This window comes from Ochrobactrum sp. BTU2 (genome assembly GCF_024539785.1).
Taxonomy (GTDB): Bacteria; Pseudomonadota; Alphaproteobacteria; order Rhizobiales; family Rhizobiaceae; genus Brucella; species Brucella anthropi.
The window spans coordinates 379,932-400,267 of record NZ_JAHWRG010000002.1 but is presented as its reverse complement, the minus strand read 5'-3'; the positions used below and the strand labels follow the sequence as shown (position 1 = coordinate 400,267).

Genomic DNA, 20,336 nt, shown 5'->3' with positions numbered 1-20,336 from the left:
CAGGCTCTTAAGCGATTGTTTTTATTTCATATCCCTCACAATGAGGGCTTTTTCTCCTCCGATGGTTGGTTTAGGAATTCCGGCATTCCATGGCTGCATTTCGAGATTGCATTCCATGGCACGGAATCTGGGAGAGGCTATGGTCAGGCATAAAGTTGAAGGCGAACCAGACAACGGGTCTGCCGATACGCTTTCCAGCACCCTTTCTGGCACCCTTTCCGGCACTCCGGGTCCTGCCATGCTGCAATTCGCCGGGCCGGGCGCGAGCGTCAATCGCGGTTCAAACCAGATCGGCGTGCGCGCCTATAATGAGCGGCTGGTTCTGGCGCTCGTGCGCCGGCATGGCGCTTTGGCCCGCGCCGAAATTGCGCGCCTGACCGGACTTTCGGCACAAACGGTTTCCGTCATCATTCGTGCGCTGGAAAAAGACGGCCTTATTACGCAGGGCGAACGGGTGCGCGGTCGTGTAGGCCAACCTTCCATGCCGATGCGCCTTGCCGCCGACGGGGTTTTCTCCTTCGGTCTCAAGATCGGGCGGCGCAGCGCGGAAATCATCCTGATGGATTTTCTGGGAGCGATCCGCGAACGGCGGCACATTACCTATCGCTGGCCTGTACCGGGTGAAATCCGTCGCTTCGCCGTCGAGAGCGTCGCCGCTTTCACGGCAGCCCTCGAACCGGCCAAGCGCGACCGCATTGCAGGGCTCGGCATCGCATTACCCTTCGAATTGTGGAACTGGGTCGAGGAAGTGGGTGCACCTGCCGAAGATCTGGATGCATGGCTCGGCGCCGATCTCGTCGGCGATTTCGCCAAGGCGTTTTCGTTTCCGGTCTTCGTGCAGAATGACGGAACGGCAGCTTGTGGTGCGGAACTGACCTTTGGTCGCGGGCCAGAATTCACCGACTTCGTCTATTTCTTCATCGGCTCGTTCATCGGCGGCGGCGTGGTGCTGAACAACACGCTCTATCCGGGCCGCACGGGCAATGCGGGCGCGCTCGGCTCCATGCCGATGCGGATGCGCGGCACGTGGGAGCGCGGCGAAACCTTGCAGCTCATCGATACGGCTTCGCTGTTCGTCCTCGAACGCATGTTGCAGGAGCGGCACCTGCCCTCCGACGATCTGTGGCTTTCACCGGAAAACTGGCGCAACTTTGGTACGCCGCTCGACGAATGGGTAGCGCTTGCCGCACGCGGGCTGGCCCATGCAACGGTAGCTGCCGCCTCCGTGATCGACTTTCCCGCCGCTGTCATCGATGGCTGGTTGCCGGGTAATGTGCGTCACCGCATCGTGGAAGCGACCCGCGTGGAGCTTTCATGCCTCGACTTGCAGGGCCTGCGCGCGCCGAAGATCATCGAGGGCAAGGTTGGTGTGCATGCCAAGGCGATGGGCGCGGCAAGCCTGCCGCTTTCCAACCGCTATCTGTTCGACCAGAGCGTCCTGTTCAAGGATGCAGGTTAGTTCCCTTTATGGCCTTGTCGATATCTTTCTTTGGGCCGTAAAGCGCAAGGCCGACCAGATCGGGTGCGTCGGCATTTTCCGCCTTGAATACAGCGCGGTTGGCGACGTCATACCCGGTCTCGAACATGGCACGCACATAGGGCGCACGGATAAGATCGCGCTGGATCGATTGCTGCCATGCCCGTTGCAGAACGTCCGGTGTTGCCGAGAAGATCAGCATCGGCTGGCCGAGCAGACGCGTATGCTTGCGGCCTGCCGCATCCTCATAAGGATCGCCCATGGCGTGCGGCACAGCGCCGGATATGCCGGTCGCGATAAAGGCAGTCACGTTCAGCTTCTGCCAGACAGGCAGATCATGCAGGACAAGAATGGCTACTTTTGTATCGAAAATCATAAGCTTTTCCTCTTTTCGAGGACAGGCCTAACGGCTTTTCGCTGCAATTTCTGGAACGTTTGTGCGTCCCTTGCGATAAGCAGCAGGCGTCATGCCATAGGCGCGGCGGAACCAGCGCCCCATATGGCTCTGGTCGGCAAATCCGCTGAGCGCGGCTGCTTCTGCTGGCGCCACTTTTTCGCGCAACAGGCGCCGTGCTTCAGCAAGGCGCAACTGCACCAGACAGGCATGTGGCGAGGTGCCGTATTCACGCCGGAACCCACGTGAAAGCTGGAAACGGTCGGCGGCCCCAACCGCTTCCGCCAGTTCATCGAGGCCGAACTCCTCGTCGAAGCGCGCCCGCAGATAGTCCATCGCGCGTGCTGCGACCGGATGCGGAGCCGACCCTTTTTCTGTCACGTCCTGCCCAAGATGTCGGGCAAGATGGTTCGTCACCTGATCGCGGCAGTCTTCAATCATCAGGCGCGGCGCTTCGAGGAAGATTGCCTCGCAGGCGCGGGCGACCGCATGAAACAACTGTCCGTCATCGGCCAGCGTCTCTCGAAAACCGATATGCGCATCATTGCCCCCCATCGCGCTTCTGACCAGCGATTGCGGCATATAAAGCATGTTATAGGCAAAACCGTCCGCCGCGACCGCCTGCCCGTCGTGGCGTTCGCCCGGCTCGATGAGAATCACTCGCCCCGGCGTGCTCTGCCGCCGCCTGCCCCGGCAGAAAAAATCCTGCACGCCCGCATGGGTCACGCCGACGAGCCATTCGTCATGAAAATGCATGTCATAGGCATGGCTGTGAAAACGGGCCGCCACGGCTTCCAGGCCGGTGGTATCGTCGCGTTTCAGCCGCATCACATCGCGCGGGCCATTGATGGGGCGAGCATTGTCGGTCATGGCAGAATTTGTAGCATGGCCAGCGACAACCACACAGTTTGTTATTTTCAATCAATAAGTTTGATCTATGTTGTCTTGCAATGACCGCAAATGCCAACACATTGACTGCTTAATTCATTTAATCGAACGGGAAAGATATGACCGTCAAGACAATCGCCACCACGCCATACCAGGACCAGCAGCCGGGCACTTCAGGCCTGCGCAAGAAGGTTCCGGTTTTCCAGCAGCCCAATTACGCTGAAAACTTCATCCAGTCGGTTTTCGATGTGCTGGAAGGTTTTGCCGGCAAGACGCTCGTGGTCGGCGGCGACGGACGCTATTATAACCGCGAAGTGATCCAGAAGCTCATCAAGATGGCCGCCGCCAATGGCTTCGGGCGCATCATGGTGGGTCAGGGCGGCATTCTTTCGACGCCAGCCGCCTCCAACATGATCCGCAAATACAAGGCTTTCGGCGGCATGATACTTTCGGCAAGCCACAATCCTGGCGGCCCGAATGAAGATTTCGGCATCAAATACAATATCGGCAACGGCGGACCGGCACCGGAAAAGATCACCGAGGCGATCTTCGCCCGCTCCAAGGTGATCGACCAGTACAAAATTGCCGATGTCGTAGATGTCGACATCGACAAGATCGGCACGAGCCGGATCGGCGATACCGAAGTCGTCATCTTCGATCCTGTCACCGATTATGCCGAGCTGATGGAAAGCCTGTTCGATTTCGACGCAATCCGCGCCATGATCAAGGGCGGTTTCGGTCTCAAATTCGATGCCATGCATGCGGTGACCGGGCCTTACGCCAAGGAAATCTTCGAGCACCGTCTCGGCGCGCCGGAAGGCAGCGTCGTCAATTTCGTGCCCCTGCCGGATTTCGGCGGCCACCATCCGGATCCGAATCTCGTCTACGCAAAAGATCTCTATGATCTGCTCATGTCCGACCACGCGCCGGATTTCGGCGCCGCCTCCGATGGCGACGGTGATCGCAATCTCATCATCGGGCGCGGCATCTTCGTCACGCCATCCGATTCGCTTGCCATGCTGGCCGCCAATGCGCATCTGGCGCCGGGCTACAAGGACGGCATCAAGGGCATTGCCCGTTCCATGCCGACAAGTGCTGCCGCCGACCGCGTGGCTGACAAGCTCGGCATCGGCATGTTTGAAACGCCGACGGGCTGGAAGTTCTTCGGCAATCTGCTCGACAATGGCAAGGTCACGATTTGCGGCGAGGAAAGCTCCGGCACCGGGTCCGACCATGTGCGCGAGAAGGATGGCCTGTGGGCCGTACTGCTCTGGCTCAATATTCTGGCGGTGCGCAAGGAAAGCGTGAAAGACATCGTCGAGGAACATTGGGCGCGTTTCGGGCGCAATTATTACACCCGCCACGACTATGAAGCTGTCGATTCCGATATCGCCAAACAACTGGTGGCCGATCTTCGCGGCAAGCTTGCAAGCCTGCCCGGCACGACTGTCAATGGCCTCACAATCGAGAAGGCCGACGACTTCGCCTATCACGATCCGGTCGACGGCTCGATCAGCGAACATCAGGGCATCCGCATCTATTTCCCGGATGGCGGTCGTGTGGTGCTGCGCCTGTCCGGCACCGGTACGTCAGGTGCTACCATCCGCATCTATGTCGAGCGCTATGAAGCGGACACCACCAGGCACAATCTCGACACGCAGGAAACGCTGGCCCCATTCATCGACGCGGCAGAACAGATCGCCGAGGTGAAAAAGCGCAGCGGGCGGACAGAGCCGAGCGTTATCACCTGACAAAAGAAAAAGGGCCGTTTCCGGCCCTTTTTTTCATTCAAAGACAATCGCCGGCGCGGGCTTTCCAGCCCCTTTGCCGCCCTTCATGTTGTCCCAGACCTTGCGGGCGATCTCGCGATAGATTTTCGCGTGTTCGCTGTCCGGTTCATGGACGGTGATCGGCGTGCCCGCGTCCGAATAGGCACGCACATCCATATGCAGCGGCACTTCGCCCAGGAACGGCACGTCGAGACGCTCCGCTTCCCTGCGCGCGCCGCCATTGCCGAAAATATCGTAGCGCGCGCCAGTATCGGGCGCGATGAAGTAGCTCATGTTTTCGACGATGCCCAGAAGCGGGACATCCACCTTGCGGAACATGTTCAAGCCCTTGCGCGCGTCGATCAGCGCCAGGTCCTGTGGTGTCGAAACGACCACGGCACCCGCCAGCGGCACCTGCTGCGCCATGGTGAGCTGTGCGTCACCGGTGCCGGGCGGCATGTCGACCACCAGAACGTCCAGTTCGCCCCAGGCCACTTCGCGCAGCATCTGCGTCAGCGCCGACATGACCATCGGCCCGCGCCAGATCATCGGCGTTTCCTCATCGACCATGAAGCCCATCGACATGACCTTGATGCCGTAATTTTCCATCGGCTTCAGGATGCGGCCCTCGACCGTTTCCGGACGGCCGGAAAGGCCGAGCAGGCGCGGCATGGACGGTCCGTAAATATCGGCATCGAGAATGCCGACCTTCAGCCCGTTGGCGGCAAGACCGAGCGCAAGATTGACCGCGGTGGTGGACTTGCCGACGCCACCCTTGCCCGATGCGACAGCAATGATCGCGCCAACGCCCGGTATGCCGGGCTTGGTCGCTGCGCGCTGCGGCTGTGGCGGGTGGCGATGCTGAACCGGAGCGGCTGCAGGTCTGGCCTGCGGCTTTGGTGGTGGGGGCGCATCGTCGCTGGTACGTCCGCCTTTCTTTTCGGCGGTGAGCGTGACCAGCGCGCCAGTGACGCCCGGAATTTCCTTCACGGCCTTTTCAGCGGCAAGCCGCATCGGCTCCAGCGCATCGGCGCGCGCTGCCGGAACCGTGATGGAGAAGAAAACCTTGCCGTCGGCAATAAAGATATCCGACACCAGTCCGAGCGACACAACATCGCTTTCGAAATCCGGTCCCGTCACGGTCTTCAGCCGTTCCTGAACCTGTTCGCGTGTTACGCTTGTCATTTCGATTCCTTTAATGAAGGCAGCAAGGGAATACCGGAGTAAGGAAGTATGTCCGATGTAAGAACATATTGCCCTACTCCCCTATTCCCTTTTCATCAAAAGGCCAATGCCCGTTTCAGGCCTCTGTCAGGCTGCCTCCTCGCAGACGGCAGCCTCGGGACGATGACCCATGAGATAGAGCGCGCAGGTGGTGCGCAGCATGGAGGCAAAATTCGGGATCGCGCCATTGGCCTCCAGCGCTTCGTCGTAAAGCGTCGATATGAAGCGGGGCGTGGTCAGGTTCTGGCTGGCCGCGATCTCATCCAGCAGGCGCCAGAAGGTGGCCTCCAGCTGAATGCTGGTGGAATGGCCGCCTATGCGCACGGAGCGATTGATCTGCCGGTAGCCTTCCGGGTCCTGCTCGGCGAAAACCTTGCACATGGGTTCCTCCCTTCATTAAGAGCACGAACTTGGCTGTGGTAGCCGATTGCCACCACGCCGTCGCTTTTTCTTTCATAATCGACAACCAGCAAGACAATCGCAAGCCGCTTTTGAGGAAGCGGCAAAAGAAACAGGAGTAGCTTGTGGCTAAAGCCATTCATTCGATGATCCGTGTTCTCGACGAGGAAAAATCCGTTTCCTTCTATAATCAGGCTTTTGGCCTCGATATTGCCGAGCGCATTGATTTCGAAACCTTCACGCTGATCTATCTGCGCAATGCCGAAGCCGATTTCGAAGTCGAGCTGACGGTCAACAAGGGCCGTACCGAGCCTTACAATCTGGGCGACGGCTATGGTCATCTCGCCGTGGCGGTCGATGACGTCGATGCCGAACATGCCCGTTTCACGGAACTTGGCTTCAAGGTCGGCAAGCTTGTCGATTTCAAGAATAACGGCGTGCAGCTTGCCCGCTTCTTCTTCGCGGAAGATCCGGACGGCTACAAGATCGAAGTTCTGCAACGGGGTGGCCGCTACCAGTAAGCCGCTCCCTATCGTCTTTTCTGGCCGGGAGGAGCGGCCATGGAAGACGGGAAAGCCAGCATTCCCGGTGGTGAGAATCTCCGGGAACGCATAGCCAGCCCGCCCATTCCGGACGGGCAAGCAAAGGAGGAGAACCGAATGACTACCGTTTTTGACGGTCTTTCCACCCGAGAGAAAAAGACACTGTCCCGCCGCGATATTCTCAAGCGCGGCGCAGGCCTCAGCCTCGGCGCCATGCTCGTTGTCAGCGGCAATGCCGTTATCTGCCCGCAATTCGCATGGGCGCTTGAAACCACCACGCTCAAGCCCGAAACCATGGCGACCCTGATCCAGCTTGCGCGCGACATCTATCCGCATGACAAGCTTCCCGACCGTTTCTATGCCATTGCCGTCAAACCTTATGACGCGGATTCCGCCAAGGACGAGACGCTCAAAAAGCTGATCGAGGACGGTGTTGCCGATTTGAACAAGCGGGCTGGAGCCGGAGGCTATCTGGGGCTTGGCTGGGAGGAAGAGCGCGTCGCGATCCTGCGCGAGATCGAGAAAAGCCCCTTCTTCCAGAAGGTGCGCAGCGGGCTTGTGACCGGCCTTTATAACCAGAAGGATATCTGGCCGCTCTTCGGCTACGAGGGCGAAGCCTATTCCAAGGGCGGTTACATCCAGCGCGGCTTCGACGATATCGAATGGCTCTAGGCGCCCCCGGCGCAGGACATACCAATTTCAAAGCGGCACCACCGTCCTGCAAGCGCCTTGCGTTTTGCGGAAACGGGAAAGCATTGGGAGGAAACAATGGCTGCTCCATACAATCTCAAGGACGACAAGGTCGTCGTTATCATCGGCTCGGGCGCTGGCGGCGGCACGCTCGGCAACGAACTGGCCCAGAAAGGCATCGACGTCGTCATTCTCGAAGCCGGAAAACGCCACGAGTTCGAAGATTTTATCAATGATGAATGGGATAGTTTTGCCCAGCTCGCCTGGCTCGACAAGCGCACGACATCGGGCAGCTGGCGCGTGGCGAACGATTTCCCGAACCTGCCCGCATGGATCGTGAAGGCTGTCGGCGGCACCACCACCCACTGGGCTGGTGCATCCTTGCGTTTTCAGGATTACGAGTTCGAGACCCTGACCCATTACGGCAAGATCGAAGGGGCAAATCTGCTCGACTGGCCGATCACGCTGGCAGATCTGGAGCCTTACTACGCCAAGGCCGAGGACAAGATGGGGGTCACCCGCACCAACGGCATTGAGGGTCTGCCCGGCAACAATAATTTCAAGGTTATGAAAGCCGGTGCCGACAAGCTCGGCTACAAGGAATGCCATACGGGTCGCATGGCTATCAATTCAGCGCCGCGCGACGACCGCATGGCCTGCCAGCAGACCGGCTTCTGCTTTCAGGGCTGCAAATGGGGCGCGAAATGGTCGACGCTCTATACGGAAATTCCCAAGGGCGAGGAAACCGGCAGGCTGGAAGTTCGCCCGGAATGCACGGCGCTCAAGATCGAGCACAATGCAGCTGGCAAGGTGACGGGCGTGCTCTATGCCGACAAGGATGGCAAGCAGCACTTGCAGAAGGCGCGCGTCGTCTGCGTGGCAGGCAATTCGATTGAAAGCCCGCGCCTTCTGCTCAATTCGGCTTCGTCGAAATTCCCGGACGGCCTCGCCAATTCGTCAGGACAGGTCGGGCGCAACTATATGCGCCACACCACCGGTTCGGTCTATGCCTCGTTTGAAAAGCCGGTTCATATGTATCGCGGCACCACCATGGCAGGCATCATCCGCGATGAGGCTGCGCATAATCCGAAACGAGGCTTCGTCGGCGGCTATGAGATGGAAACCGTTTCGCTTGGCCTGCCCTTCATGGCTGCCTTCCTCAATCCGGGCGGTTGGGGGCGCAGCTTCACCTCGGCACTCGACGATTATGTCAACATGGCCGGTCTCTGGATCGTCGGCGAAGACATGCCGCAGGAGAAAAACCGCATCACGCTGAGCAAGGACGTGAAGGACGAACACGGCTTGCCGGTTCCCGACGTCTATTACGACGATCACCCGAACGATATCGCCATGCGCGATCATGCCTATGCGCAGGGCAAGGCGCTTTATGAGGCCGTTGGTGCCGTCCGTACCTTCCCGACCCCACCCTATCCGTCAACGCATAATCTGGGCACCAACCGGATGAGCGAAAAGCCGCAGGATGGCGTCGTGAACAAGCACGGACAGACGCATGACATCAAGAATCTGTTCGTTTCCGATGGCAGCCAGTTCACAACCGGCGGCGCGGAAAACCCGACCCTGACCATCGTAGCTCTCGCTATCCGTCAGGCTGATTATATCGCGGAACAGATGAAGAAGCGGGCGATCTGACCTCGATATCTATTCTCCCGACCGCTGAAAAACAGAAACGGCGCGACCAATTCGCGCCGTTTCTGTTTGATGCTTGGCAAAGACAGCTCCTTTAGGCTAGGTAAATTCGGCTTGAATGGAGAAGCTTTGAGTTGAAGACAAGCATCGGCCAATATCGGATATCCTTGGCTATACGCGTCCTTAGCGTATTCGCCCTGATGTTCGTCGCCTTTGCGCACAAGCCCATCGACCTCAATGCGCCCGACAGCTACCTGCTTGCCCAATACCAGTTGCCTGATGGAACCTACCCGGTGCTCTGCATCGGCGATCATGGTTCCGATCCCAACCATCAGGGTCACGACAAGCATCTGAGCAACAATAGTTGCGAAGCCTGCCGGATTTCATCGGCCTTCCTGTGCCCTGCGCCTACGGGTTCAACCGGTGCAGCCCCGCATATCGCCATGGCGGATGGCATCGTGCCGCCGCAACCGATCCTGCAGCACAACACCTATCCGCCATCGGCACCGCCGCAAGCGCCGCCGCTCGCCTGAATAATATCGTTTGAGCGAATGCGCTCCCCGGATCGCATTCGGGAATGAAACGCGCCTGAACCCTGTTCCCCCGAACTTGGCGTCGGCGTGCCTTCCAATGATTATTCAGGTTTGACACAATGAAGAACTATCGTCTTTTCGCCTCCGCCATCTCGATTGCCGCACTGTGCGCCTCTGCTGGCCTGGCCCAAGCCCACTCCTCCCTCGACCAGAGCGAAGCCAAGGCAGGCGGCTTCTACAAGGCAACCTTCCGCGTACCGCATGGCTGCGACGGCAAGGCCACGACTGAAGTGAAGGTCGAGCTGCCTGAAGGCTTCATTTCGGCCCAGCCGCAGGTCAAGGCGGGCTGGAAGATCGAGACCGTCAAGGGTGACTATGCCCAGAGCTACAAGGTGCACGGCAAGGATGTGACTTCCGGCGTCCGCGAAGTCCGCTTCACCGATGGCAACCTGCCCGGTGATTTCTACGACGAGTTCACCGTTGTCGGCCAGCTCGCCAAGTTCGACAAGGACACCACCCTCTCCTTTCCCGTGACGCAGGTCTGCGGAAGCGACGCTTCGGTTGCGTGGACGGAAGTGCCCAAGGATGGCCAGAACCCGCACGATCTGGCGCATCCGGCACCGCAGCTGCTCGTGAAGGCCGCGGGCGCTGACGATGGGCACGGCGGCCATGGTGGGCACGACAAGATGGGCCAGATGGATGGGGCCTCCATGCAGGCAGCAATGCCGACGAAGCTTGGCGAACTGGAAATCACGGCACCTTCGGTGCGCGCCATGGTTCCCGGTGCCAAGGTTGCAGGCGGGTTCATGACCATCGCCAATGACGGCAAGGATGCCGACAAGCTGGTCTCCGTCACCACCGGCGGTGTCAAGCGCGTCGAAATCCATGAGATGTCGATGCAGAACGACGTGATGAAGATGCGCCAGCTTGAAGGCGGTCTGGATATTCCGGCAGGCGAGAAGGTCGAGCTGAAGTCCGGTGGTTATCACCTCATGTTCATCCAACCGGAAAAGCCATACAAGGAAGGCGAGACCGTTCCTGTCACGTTGGAATTCGAAAAGGCCGGCAAGGTCACAATCGATTTCCCCGTCACCGCGCAAAGCGGTCAAAAGGGCGGCCAGAAAGATGGAGAGCATTCGGGTCACTAGAGCGCGTTTCGATCTGACTGAATCAGATCAGCGCGTCTCGGCTTTTTGTTCTAAAGCGCATCCTGAAAACCGTTTCATACTTTGCGGGATGCGCTCCAGCACTACAGTTGCAAATTCGTCAGACCGTGGCGAGAAGAGTAATTTTCGAGTACCGGAGCGGAGCGTGCTTCCAGGCATAGTCCCGAAAAGTTGCAGACTTTTCGGATCAGGCTATGCGCCAGAGAAAGCTACGTGAGCACCGGAACGGGGAAGATTGCTCTTTGCAACCCGGCATCACGAAGAATGCGACTGTGGTGTTAGCAAAGGGGCGAATGATCCGCGTCCTCTCTCCTTCGCGCATTATGCGCCCGTTTGCCGCAACCGCTGCTCCCCCACAGCGGTTGCGTTCCTTCTCGAATGCTGTAAACATGAGTATTAAAGTCTAGAATAATTCCAAACAATTGAAATCTAATAAGATTTTAAACTTGAGTAATTGACTCCAGATGGATTTTCTGGCTTTTATGCATGGTGCAAATTCACAACCTTTGATGTCTGGGCCTTGAACCCTTTCGATTGGAGGACCCTATGATTGGTCTCGGCGAATGCCGGTCCGCAAATGTCGACGGCCTGCCTTGGCAGCTCAGTCTCTTGCCGACCGGATATTGCAATGTGCGGGGGGAAACCGAACGTCCCTCTGTAAAAATGCAGGGTTCACGCCCCGCATGCATGTCTTCATTCCGTAGCTTCTACGGGAGGCGGACATGAATATGCGCATATCCCAACTGAACGGCGCTAACACTGCGGGCTATTTCGATCGCCTGCCGGAAAAGCTGGTGCTGGAAGGTTATCGCCGCTGGACTGCGGGTTTCGAGACAGGCTCGATCATCCCGTGGGAAATGACCTGGGGCCTCTATTCGGAAGTGCTTGGGCCTTCGGAAGCAAAACGCGCGGTGGGCGAGCTGTCGCATTTCATCCGCGTGCTGCGCCATTGCGCCAGCTGCCAGTTGCGTGCTTTCCCTTTCGACTCGCACCATGTCTGCCGCGAGGAATGCCTGACGCTGGGGCTGATTTCCGGCATCCAGAATCAGGACGCGCTGCTACTTGATACCTGCCTTGAAGCCATTGCCTGTCATCGCCGCTGCGACGATGTGGCAGGGGCTGCCCGCAATTTTGCCGACACGCTGGCTGATTTCGGCCAGACTTTGTTGCCAATACCGATCCATGCCATCGACAGCGCTTTGAATTTTACGCCGCGCGCGACTTTTCACTGATTGACCCAAGATCGGCCCCAGACCGATCCTTGGCCGGAAAAGTCCCAGCGTTTTGCGAATGAATGTGATTCCAGATTTCAAGTCGCCGTCACCCGGCGCAAGGAGATAGAAATGCAGGCCAGAACCGAACGACGCCTCGGCATTGCCGCCGCCCTCGTCCTGACCGCAGGAGCGTTTGTCATGCCGGGCGTATCCACCCAGATCGTGCAGAACGATGTGGTGCCGCAGAGCCAGATTCATATGGCCTCGGCAGAAAACCTGCGCGCCGAGCTGCGCCATTTCGTCAATCTCGGCGAAGCCATGCCGAAGTCGGTGCGCTACGAGTAATCGTATCGAACCTGATACAAAAAGGCCGCGCCAGATCTGGCGTGGCCTTTTTATTTGCAGCAGAAACGCTTCAATTTCCAACAGACGCTGATGCGCCGTGCGACCGTTGAGATTTCGGTTATGACGAGCCGAAAATGGTGGAGTGCGAGCACTGGAAGCGCAGCACAACGCCATTTGCAGGCCGTCAGAGCCGGAATTCCTCCGGTCCGGTTATCCGACGATGATCGGAGCCTTGCCCTGTACGCGGTTATAGAGATCGATGATGTCCTGGTTCATCAGGCGGATACAGCCGGATGACATGGACTGGCCGATCGACCACCATTCCGGCGAGCCGTGGATGCGATAACCGGTGTCCTGCCCATTCTGGAAAATGTAGAGCGCGCGCGCACCCAGCGGATTTTGCGGGCCGGGTTCCTGACCGTTACGATATTTTGCCAGTTCCGGCTTGCGCTGGATCATTTCCGGTGGAGGCGTCCAGACCGGCCATTGCTTCTTGTACTGGACATTGGCGGTGCCCGACCACTCAAAGCCCGCCTTGCCGATCCCGATGCCGTAGCGCAGCGCTTCTCCGCCCGGCAGAACGTAATAGAGAAGATGGTCCTTGAGGCTGACGACAATCGTTCCCGGCGCCTGCCCTGTCGGGTCCGGCACGATCTGACGGCGGAATTGCTTCGGCACCTTCTCGTATGGAATTGCGGGCAGTGAATACGGCCCTTCCTGCACGGCGGCGTACATGACATCCGGCGTCGTGATATCGCGGTCGACGCTGATCTGCGGACGCATCGGCGTAATCCCGCCCGTCGACATCGGATCGACATTCATCTGGAAGGCCGACATATCCATCGTTTGGTTACAACCGGCAGCACCGGTGAGGAGGACGGCACCGGTGCCGAAAAGGAAGCGGCGGCGGCTCAGATCGTCAATGAACTTGGTCATGCAAATTACCCGGACAGAAGGGTTGAAACACAGCCGTCAAGCGACCGCCATACTCAACAGCAATTTGCGTTCTTATGGTTGAAGAACGGTTAAACAACTCGCGCAAACGTGTCTGAAAATTCCGTTTGAAAGCATAAATTGCAGTGAATGTAAAAATTCAATCGATTTAAGTTTCATGGCAAATGCGACGAACGTATGTATCTCATGGCTATTTGATGGCGAAAATGTGGCTTTGCCTCAAAACCGCTATTCTGAATTGTAGCCGGATAGCAAAAGGCCGGGTCATGAAACCCGGCCTTGATTGCCTTCAATATTTTGCGGCGATCAATAATCTTTTTCGTAGAAGATACCGCCGCTGGAATCGCCTTCCGCTCCCAGTGAACCCTTGGCTTTCAGGTTACGGGTGATGTCGAGATTGACGGTGCCCTTGGTTGAGCCGCCTGAACCCGCTTCCACGCCCAGATAGATATTGTCGCGGATATAGCGACCGGCACGAACTGCTGTCTGGCCCTTGTCATCCGTCACGACATCAAGATCGTCGAGACCTGTCCCGGCGCGCAGCTTGTTCATGAGCGAGTTGTTGGAGCCGCCCGCAAGTTCGGCGGCGGCAGCGGCAAGCTGTGCGATCTGGAAGGCCGACAACTCGCCGATTGAGCGCTTGAAGATCAACTGCGCCAGCACTTCATCCTGCGGCAATTCCGGCGTCGACGAGAATTTTATGTCGAGATTATCAACCGTACCCGTCACCGTCACGATTGCAGTGATTTCATTGCCTTCCGAACGGGCGACGAAGTTGAGCTGCGGATTAAGATCGCCCACCAGCGTGACATTGCCTTCATCGAAGGTAATGCGCTGCCCGAGAATACCGATGCGGCCGCGGATCATGTCGAACGCGCCGACCGGCTTGATATCGGTCACAGGCCCGGTCAGGCGAAGACGTCCGCCCAGCTCCGTATCGAGGCCGCGACCGCGCACGAAAATCTGGTTGGGCGCATTGATGACAACGTCGAGGCGCGGCACGGTCGGACGCGCTGTCGGCGTCGGCACTTTGCTGCGACGCGTTTCGACCTTGGCGCGATCAAGCGTCACCTGAACGTTCTTAGGCGTGTTCTTGTGGCGAACCGGAACATAGGCTGCGCCGCCGCCCAGATTTTCCGGCACCGAGATTTCTGCCCTGTCGACATCGATGCGGCCTGAAATCAAAGGATCTCGCATCAGCGGCCCGCTGATCGTGATCCCGCCGTCGACGGTCGCCACAACCAGCTTGCCGTCGGCATAGCGGGCACGATTGAGCTTGATCTCGATATTGGCCGGGAAACTCGCTTCGGCATTGGTCGAGATCGTACCGCTGGCAGAAACCGATCCGCCGCTGCCGAGCGCGGCATTGACCTGACGCAGCGTGACGGTTTCGCCATCCAGGCTGCCCATGACATTGATATTGTTCAGGCGAACATTGGTGTCCGGATCGACAAAGGTTGCGCCATTGGTGGAGAACATGCCGCGCAACTGCGGACGGTTGAAGCCGCCCGAAACGCTGGCCGTCAGCGTCAGCGTACCGTTTACCTGCGCACCGCGATCGGCCAGGAAGCGGTTGGCGAGCGCCAGCGGAATGCTACCATTGACATTGACTCCAAGCCCCTGCCCCGAGAACGGAACCTTGCCATTGGCGGTGACATTGAGGCCGCGCGGACCGTCGACGGTCAGCGACGAGAAGTCGATAGCCATGGCCGCATAGCTGCCTGCAGCTTGCAGGGTGAGCGGCGCAAGTCCGTTATCGCGCAGCGGCTTGGCCGCAAGGCCTGTGCCGCGCAGATTGAAGGTTGCCGCAGGATTGGTGAGGGGGCCCGTGACACGCGCCGTTCCGGTCACATTACCAGCCAAATCCTGTCCCTTGACCGCACCGTTCAGCGCCGTCAGCGGCAGATTGGCCAGATTAACGTCAATGGCAAGATCGCCCTTACTGAGCGGCACGCCGCCATTGGCGCGGACATCGATGCCGCCGCCTCCGGTTACATGCGCATCGACATTGAGCCGATTATTGGCCGAGGTGCCCTTGGCATCGGCATTGAGAGCCGCAATGCCCTGCTTTTTGAGCTCTGCTGCTGTCACGCCTCGCGCCGCCATGTCGAAAGCGACATTGGGCGCTTCTTTCGTGCCGGTGATGCGGGCTGTGCCGTTGACCGTGCCGCCAAGCCCTAGTTCCGGCTTGAACGTATTGGCGAGAGCCAGCGGCAGATTGGAAAGGGCGACCGAAAGATCGAGACGACCATCGACCACGCCATTCACCTTGACCTGCCCCGCGCTGGCATCTGCGCCCGTATTGATGATGATATCCCCGAAGGAGATTTCCTCGCCCTTCATGGAAATGGTGGCGGGCGCGGCCAGATTGGCGCTGAGTGTGCCCTGCTTCACGTGGGCCGAAGCCAGTCCCAGTTCAAAACCGCCATTTTTCGGCTCAAGCGAACCGGCAGCGCTGGCGACTGTGCCGATTTTCAACTTGGTATTGGCAGTAAAATCGGTTTTCGACCCGGTCGCATTGGCCTTGGCATCGAAGCTGTCGATGCCGAAAGTGCCGACCATTATGTCGCGCGCCGCAGCATTGCCGTCCACCACCGGCACGCCGAACAGGTCCTTTGCCGTCAGGGCAATATCAGCCGAGGTGATACGATTGCCATTGACCTTGATGTCCTTGGCATTGGCAGTGACCGATGCATTCTGGCGACCGTCATAGGCGTCGAGCGTGATATCAGCATTGGCCGCACCGGTCGCCTCTGCCAGCGCCAGGGCTGCTGCCGTGGAAATATCCGGCGCATCGAGCTTCAGCGCGCCGGTCAGGAGACCTTTCGCGGTCTGGGTGACATTGCCCGAAAGATGCGCACCGCCTGCATTGAAGACGAGGTCGGTCAGACGCTTCTCGTCATTGACGATGTCGATGAGCGTTCCAAGATCAACACGCTGGCCATTAAGGAATGCACTGCCAGCAAGCTTGCCGGAAAGGGCAGCACCTGTCTTTGCATTTCCGTCGAGCATGGCATTGAAATCGAGACCGCCTTCGGAAAGCTTGCGACCGGCCAGAGTGCCCTCCGGCGCATCGGCGCGCAGCGCCAGCGCAATCAGCTTGTCGTCGCCGCGCGCACTGCCCTTGACGGTCATCCGCCCCGATGCCTGATCGGAAAGAAGCTTCAGATCGGACAGCATGACGCCGAAGTCGAAACTTGCCTTGTCGGATGCAAAGGAACCATTGGCAGTGATTTCGCTCAGCTCATTGCCGATACGGAAATCACGCGCCGAAAACCCTTCGCTGCTGCGGCCAAGCGCGCCGCTGAGATTGACGGCACCATCGAGAATGCGGTCGACTGCTTCCGTGCCGGTGCGCATGTTCTGTGCTGTGCCGTTAAGGTCGAGCTGGAATGCACCGCTGACCGGGCGAACAATGCCCTTGGCGTTGACATCGATGCTGCCTGCAAGGTCACGGTCAGCCAGAGCGCCGAACGGCGCAAGGCTTGCAATCTTGGCGGCGATATCGCCATTGAAGGCAAAGTCGTCGATATTGCCCTTGAGATCGAGGCTGAGACCGTTACCGGCAATATTGGCTTGCGCCAGCTCGACCGGCGAGCCGGCGCGCCATGCGCCATCGATGGCGAGCGCAATCTTGCTGCCAAGCGCCTCGGCAATTTCCGCCCGTTCTGCCGAAATGCCATCCATCCCGCCATTGACCTTGAAGGTGATATGGCGATTGGCGGCATCGCTCAGGTTCTCGGCAACGCCGCCCATGTCGAGCGCGATGCTGTCGGCGGAAATGGTTGCGTTCTTGAGACCGGCGATGGCAAGCGTTCCCGTCCAGTCATTGGTCGGGCGATCACCGTAAGCGACCTGGAACTTTGCATTGTCGATATAGGTTTCAGCGCCCTTGACCGGCAGGAGGACACGGCCCTTGCTCTCATCGGCAATGGAGGCATCGATGCGCAGCTTGTTCAGGAAGCGGTCATTACCGGTTTCGGCAGAAGCCTTCAGTTTCAAGGCAGCGCTGTTCAGCGCCAGATCATCAAGGCGGAAGCCGCCTGCATCCTTCAGGAAGCCATCCGCCGACAGTACGGTTTCGGCACCGAAGAAATCGCGGAATACAGGCGGTACAAGAACCGCGATCGGACCGTTGAAACGGGCAGAGAAAACACGTCCGCCATCGGGCGCCTGACCTTGCCGGTTGAGCGCGAATTCGCCTGTCAACGTGCGGCTGCCATTGGTGTCGAGCGCAAGATCGACCTTCAACTCGTCAAGCGGACCGGCGCCTTTCAAAGTAAGATCGACCGGAGGACGACCATCGATGTTCAACAGGTTGGCGACGATGCCGTTAGCCGGTTCCGAGACTTTAAGGTCGAGATCGACCTTCTGGTCAGAATTGGCATAGGCCGCGCGAAGGGCAAAATTTCCGCCGGGACCGTCGAGACGCTTGATGTCGAAATTTGAATCGAGCGAACCATCGGCAAGCGACAGGCTGCCATTGGCAGAAACTTCCGATTCAAGACCGAAAATATCCGGCCCGAAATGCAGGCGCGCAATGGCGAGCTGGTCGAGGCTGATTGAAATCGGCAGTTCCGGCAGGCTGAACGTGGACGATTCCGGCGACGGCAGGCTGTTGTCAGGCAACGGCTTGCGAATGATATCGATACGCTCGGCAGCAAGCGACTGGATGCTGAGACGACCAACAAGAAGTGCGGTACGACTCCAGTTCAGCTTGGCATTCTCGATGCGCAGCCAGACGCCTTCACGGTCCGCAATGGTGATTGAGCCGACGGTTGCTTCCGAAGACAGAACGCCGCTGATGCCGGAAATGGAAATGCGGCGGTTCGGCGCGGAAAGCTGGCTTTCCACGAAAGACAGGAAATAGGATTTCTCTTCTTCTGCTGGTGCTTCTGCCTGTTCCTGTCCAGAGGCCTGATCTTGAGCCTGAGCGGGAACTTGAGCTTGAGCCTGCAACTGCTTCTGCTGTTCCGGCCAGCCGAAGATGACTGCCGTGACGGCGAAAGCGACGAAGGCGATGATTGCGAGAAATCTGGTCAAAACGCCTGTCCTATACCTACGTACAAGCCATAGCTCGGATCACCCGAGCGGCGGTTGAGCGGAACAGCGACATCAAGGCGGATCGGTCCGAGACCGGTCAGATAGCGCAGACCGCCACCGACGCCGACACGCATCTGTTCCGAGAAATCGGGAAAAGACTTTTCACCGACATAACCGGCATCGACAAATGCCACCGCGCCAATGGAGTCGGTGATGCGGGTGCGCACTTCGCCATTGGCCTCGACAAGCGAGCGCCCGCCGATGATCTCGCCATTGCCTGCGCTGACGCCGATGTTGCGATAGCCATAGCCGCGAACCGAGCCGCCGCCACCTGCCAGGAAGAGCTGGCTCGGCGGCAGGTCCTCGATGGACGCGCCGACGATCGAACCGAACTTGAGACGGCCTGCGAGGATCACGCGATCCTTTTCGCCAAAGCCGTAATAGGTGCGGCCTTCGGCGGTGAAACGGGTGGCGAAATTGCCGTACTGGAATTCATAGAAGGGCTGGATATTGCCTTCCAGATAGAAGCCCGAACTCGGATCCGGCTTGTTGTTGCGGCTGTCATAAAGAAGATTGCCCTCAAGACCTGCCGTCGTGAAGCTGCGCGAACCGAAGACGTCATCGTCGAAATGACCCTGGCTCGCCTTGGCATAGAGCGCGCCTGACAGCTCGTCGCTGAATATCTGCGTGAAGCCGGTCTTCGCATTGACCGATGTTTCGGTATAAGCATCCAGCACTTCGCGCTTGGCATCAAGCGATGCGACAAAATCCGTATCCGGTGTATAGACGCCCGGCTTCGTGAAGCTCGTACCCAGAAGATAGGTAAAGTTCTTCGGATCGAAGGAATTGTCCTGCGTGCCGCCGATACCGCTGACCTTGGCATCGAAACGCAGGCGCTCGCCGCGTCCGAACAGGTTGCGGTGCATCCAGTAGCCGGTCAGGCCGAAACCATCGATGGTCGAATATTCGGCACCGAAGCCGAAGCGGCGCGGCTTGCGCTCCTGCACGTTGAGCGTCATCGGCAGGCTGCCGTCCGGCTCGATCTTTTCGGCTTCCTCAAAGCTCATGGCGCGGAACACTTCCATACGACCGAGACGCTTTTTGGCTTTCTCGATATCGTCGGGATCGTATTCCTGGCCTTCTTTCAGCCCGGTCATCCAGGCCACGAATTGCGGGTCCATGCGCGCGGTTCCAACGACGCTGACCGGGCCATAATGCGCCTTCTGGCCGGGATCGAGCGAAACATCGGCGGAAACCCGGTTGTCGGCATGGTCCGCGACGATATCCTCATCGGTAACCCGCGCCTTGGCATAGCCTTGCTGGCGCCACGCCTCAACGGCAAGGCGCTCCGCCTTGATGACCGTGCCCGAACGCGCCACCTGTCCCGGCGCGAAGCCCGCATCTTCGGGCGACTGCACGTGATCGCGCTTGTCGACCGGCGGTGGCGCAATATTGGAAATGGCCGTGCGCGAGAACAGAAATTGCGGGCCGGGGTCAACCGAAATCGCGACCTTCGCATCATTGGGGATTTCCGCGTCGGGCGGAATGTCGTTCGCCTCGCGACCATCGACTTGAATAGAAATCGTACCGCCATAGCGGCCTTCGCCATAGAGTGCGGCCAGAATGCGGCGATAATCGCCGCGCGCCTTGGCCAGCAGTCCGGCGGAGCCCGAAGCTGGTCTCTCGGCATCCGAAACGAGACCGGAAGCGCCTTCAATGGTGGATTTCAGATCGGCTTCCGTGCCGTCCGCATTCTTGCGGTCGCCCGTGGTTGTGACCTCGACGGAGTAGGTCTTCGGGTCGATAATGTCAGGATCTTCCTTCTTGTCCTCGCCCCACAGACGAACACCAAAGATCTCGAACGCCAAAGCAGGCGACACGATGAAAGAGGAAAATTGAGCCGCCAGCAAAAGCACGGCGATGCCCCTTCCCTGTATCGTCCTGTTACTCCAAGTCATACGCGCTACTGTCCGGTTCCTGTCTATGCGGTCGCCTGGCGGCGTCCCGTTCATTACCCCCAAGCCCAGGACGATTCAGGGATTACCATAGGG

At 58.7% G+C, this 20,336-nt stretch carries 16 protein-coding genes; 9 read left to right on the top strand and 7 right to left on the bottom strand.

Annotated features, from left to right (window positions below):
- Positions 1-139 precede the first annotated feature (139 nt).
- The gene (locus tag KWJ32_RS06575; RefSeq protein ID WP_151609693.1) at positions 140-1,459 is read left to right on the top strand and encodes an ROK family protein; all 1,320 of its coding nucleotides are present in this window, start codon (positions 140-142) and stop codon (positions 1,457-1,459) included.
- On the opposite strand, the gene KWJ32_RS06570 is transcribed toward KWJ32_RS06575, so the two are convergent.
- Positions 1,443-1,853: a DUF2000 domain-containing protein gene (locus tag KWJ32_RS06570; protein WP_011982298.1), complete on the bottom strand. Its 411-nt coding sequence runs from the start codon at positions 1,851-1,853 to the stop codon at positions 1,443-1,445. The two genes, KWJ32_RS06575 and KWJ32_RS06570, sit on opposite strands and share 17 nt — an antisense overlap.
- A 27-nt stretch (positions 1,854-1,880) precedes the next feature.
- Positions 1,881-2,741, bottom strand: a complete 861-nt coding sequence (locus KWJ32_RS06565; RefSeq protein WP_151609692.1) for an AraC family transcriptional regulator — start codon at positions 2,739-2,741, stop codon at positions 1,881-1,883.
- A 137-nt stretch (positions 2,742-2,878) separates the two neighbouring features.
- Between KWJ32_RS06565 and KWJ32_RS06560 the strand changes: the two genes are divergently transcribed.
- Positions 2,879-4,510: an alpha-D-glucose phosphate-specific phosphoglucomutase gene (locus KWJ32_RS06560; protein ID WP_011982296.1), complete on the top strand. Its 1,632-nt coding sequence runs from the start codon at positions 2,879-2,881 to the stop codon at positions 4,508-4,510.
- A gap of 33 nt (positions 4,511-4,543) precedes the next feature.
- Here the strand turns inward: KWJ32_RS06560 and apbC are convergent, their stop codons facing one another.
- Together apbC and KWJ32_RS06550 are read right to left on the bottom strand one after the other, a co-directional pair.
- Complete coding sequence (gene apbC, locus KWJ32_RS06555) at positions 4,544-5,713, bottom strand: iron-sulfur cluster carrier protein ApbC (RefSeq protein WP_151609688.1); 1,170 nt, start codon at positions 5,711-5,713, stop codon at positions 4,544-4,546.
- 126 nt (positions 5,714-5,839) lie between these two features.
- Complete coding sequence (locus KWJ32_RS06550) at positions 5,840-6,133, bottom strand: ribbon-helix-helix domain-containing protein (protein WP_006471202.1); 294 nt, start codon at positions 6,131-6,133, stop codon at positions 5,840-5,842.
- 143 nt (positions 6,134-6,276) lie between these two features.
- On the opposite strand from KWJ32_RS06550, the gene KWJ32_RS06545 reads away from it, so the two are divergent.
- The 7 genes from KWJ32_RS06545 (at position 6,277) to KWJ32_RS06515 (ending at position 12,288) form a co-directional block, all read left to right on the top strand.
- Positions 6,277-6,672 carry a VOC family protein gene (locus KWJ32_RS06545; protein WP_011982294.1) on the top strand — a complete coding sequence of 132 codons (396 nt, stop codon included), beginning with the start codon at positions 6,277-6,279 and terminating at the stop codon, positions 6,670-6,672.
- A gap of 138 nt (positions 6,673-6,810) precedes the next feature.
- Entirely contained in the window at positions 6,811-7,365 is a 555-nt protein-coding gene (locus tag KWJ32_RS06540) for a hypothetical protein (protein WP_029375836.1), read from the top strand.
- 96 nt (positions 7,366-7,461) lie between these two features.
- On the top strand, positions 7,462-9,033 hold the full coding sequence (locus KWJ32_RS06535; protein ID WP_011982292.1) for a GMC family oxidoreductase: 1,572 nt from the start codon (positions 7,462-7,464) through the stop codon (positions 9,031-9,033).
- A 197-nt stretch (positions 9,034-9,230) separates the two neighbouring features.
- A complete protein-coding gene (locus tag KWJ32_RS06530) occupies positions 9,231-9,563 on the top strand; it encodes a hypothetical protein (RefSeq protein WP_231771466.1) in 333 nt (110 codons plus the stop codon).
- 119 nt (positions 9,564-9,682) lie between these two features.
- On the top strand, positions 9,683-10,711 hold the full coding sequence (locus KWJ32_RS06525) for a DUF1775 domain-containing protein (protein WP_011982290.1): 1,029 nt from the start codon (positions 9,683-9,685) through the stop codon (positions 10,709-10,711).
- 740 nt (positions 10,712-11,451) lie between these two features.
- Positions 11,452-11,961, top strand: a complete 510-nt coding sequence (locus KWJ32_RS06520; protein ID WP_011982289.1) for a hypothetical protein — start codon at positions 11,452-11,454, stop codon at positions 11,959-11,961.
- A 111-nt stretch (positions 11,962-12,072) separates the two neighbouring features.
- Positions 12,073-12,288, top strand: a complete 216-nt coding sequence (locus tag KWJ32_RS06515) for a hypothetical protein (protein WP_011982288.1) — start codon at positions 12,073-12,075, stop codon at positions 12,286-12,288.
- Between the two features lie 210 nt (positions 12,289-12,498).
- On the opposite strand, the gene KWJ32_RS06510 is transcribed toward KWJ32_RS06515, so the two are convergent.
- The 3 genes from KWJ32_RS06510 to KWJ32_RS06500 form a co-directional block, all read right to left on the bottom strand.
- Complete coding sequence (locus KWJ32_RS06510; protein ID WP_010657860.1) at positions 12,499-13,224, bottom strand: L,D-transpeptidase family protein; 726 nt, start codon at positions 13,222-13,224, stop codon at positions 12,499-12,501.
- 324 nt (positions 13,225-13,548) lie between these two features.
- On the bottom strand, positions 13,549-18,285 hold the full coding sequence (locus tag KWJ32_RS06505; RefSeq protein ID WP_151609686.1) for a translocation/assembly module TamB domain-containing protein: 4,737 nt from the start codon (positions 18,283-18,285) through the stop codon (positions 13,549-13,551).
- Entirely contained in the window at positions 18,282-20,201 is a 1,920-nt protein-coding gene (locus KWJ32_RS06500) for an autotransporter assembly complex family protein (protein ID WP_040129035.1), read from the bottom strand. The genes KWJ32_RS06505 and KWJ32_RS06500 overlap by 4 nt, the downstream gene beginning before the upstream one ends.
- Positions 20,202-20,336: the final 135 nt, after the last annotated feature.

Excerpts from the sequence above, each read along its gene's own strand:
- KWJ32_RS06575 (WP_151609693.1), top strand. The coding sequence starts at position 140 with ATGGTCAGGCATAAAGTTGAAGGCGAACCAGACAACGGGTCTGCCGAT.
- KWJ32_RS06570 (WP_011982298.1), bottom strand. The coding sequence starts at position 1,853 with ATGATTTTCGATACAAAAGTAGCCATTCTTGTCCTGCATGATCTGCCT.
- KWJ32_RS06565 (WP_151609692.1), bottom strand. The coding sequence starts at position 2,741 with ATGACCGACAATGCTCGCCCCATCAATGGCCCGCGCGATGTGATGCGG.
- KWJ32_RS06560 (WP_011982296.1), top strand. The coding sequence starts at position 2,879 with ATGACCGTCAAGACAATCGCCACCACGCCATACCAGGACCAGCAGCCG.
- apbC (WP_151609688.1), bottom strand. The coding sequence starts at position 5,713 with ATGACAAGCGTAACACGCGAACAGGTTCAGGAACGGCTGAAGACCGTG.
- KWJ32_RS06550 (WP_006471202.1), bottom strand. The coding sequence starts at position 6,133 with ATGTGCAAGGTTTTCGCCGAGCAGGACCCGGAAGGCTACCGGCAGATC.
- KWJ32_RS06540 (WP_029375836.1), top strand. The coding sequence starts at position 6,811 with ATGACTACCGTTTTTGACGGTCTTTCCACCCGAGAGAAAAAGACACTG.
- KWJ32_RS06535 (WP_011982292.1), top strand. The coding sequence starts at position 7,462 with ATGGCTGCTCCATACAATCTCAAGGACGACAAGGTCGTCGTTATCATC.
- KWJ32_RS06530 (WP_231771466.1), top strand. The coding sequence starts at position 9,231 with ATGTTCGTCGCCTTTGCGCACAAGCCCATCGACCTCAATGCGCCCGAC.
- KWJ32_RS06525 (WP_011982290.1), top strand. The coding sequence starts at position 9,683 with ATGAAGAACTATCGTCTTTTCGCCTCCGCCATCTCGATTGCCGCACTG.
- KWJ32_RS06520 (WP_011982289.1), top strand. The coding sequence starts at position 11,452 with ATGAATATGCGCATATCCCAACTGAACGGCGCTAACACTGCGGGCTAT.
- KWJ32_RS06515 (WP_011982288.1), top strand. The coding sequence starts at position 12,073 with ATGCAGGCCAGAACCGAACGACGCCTCGGCATTGCCGCCGCCCTCGTC.
- KWJ32_RS06510 (WP_010657860.1), bottom strand. The coding sequence starts at position 13,224 with ATGACCAAGTTCATTGACGATCTGAGCCGCCGCCGCTTCCTTTTCGGC.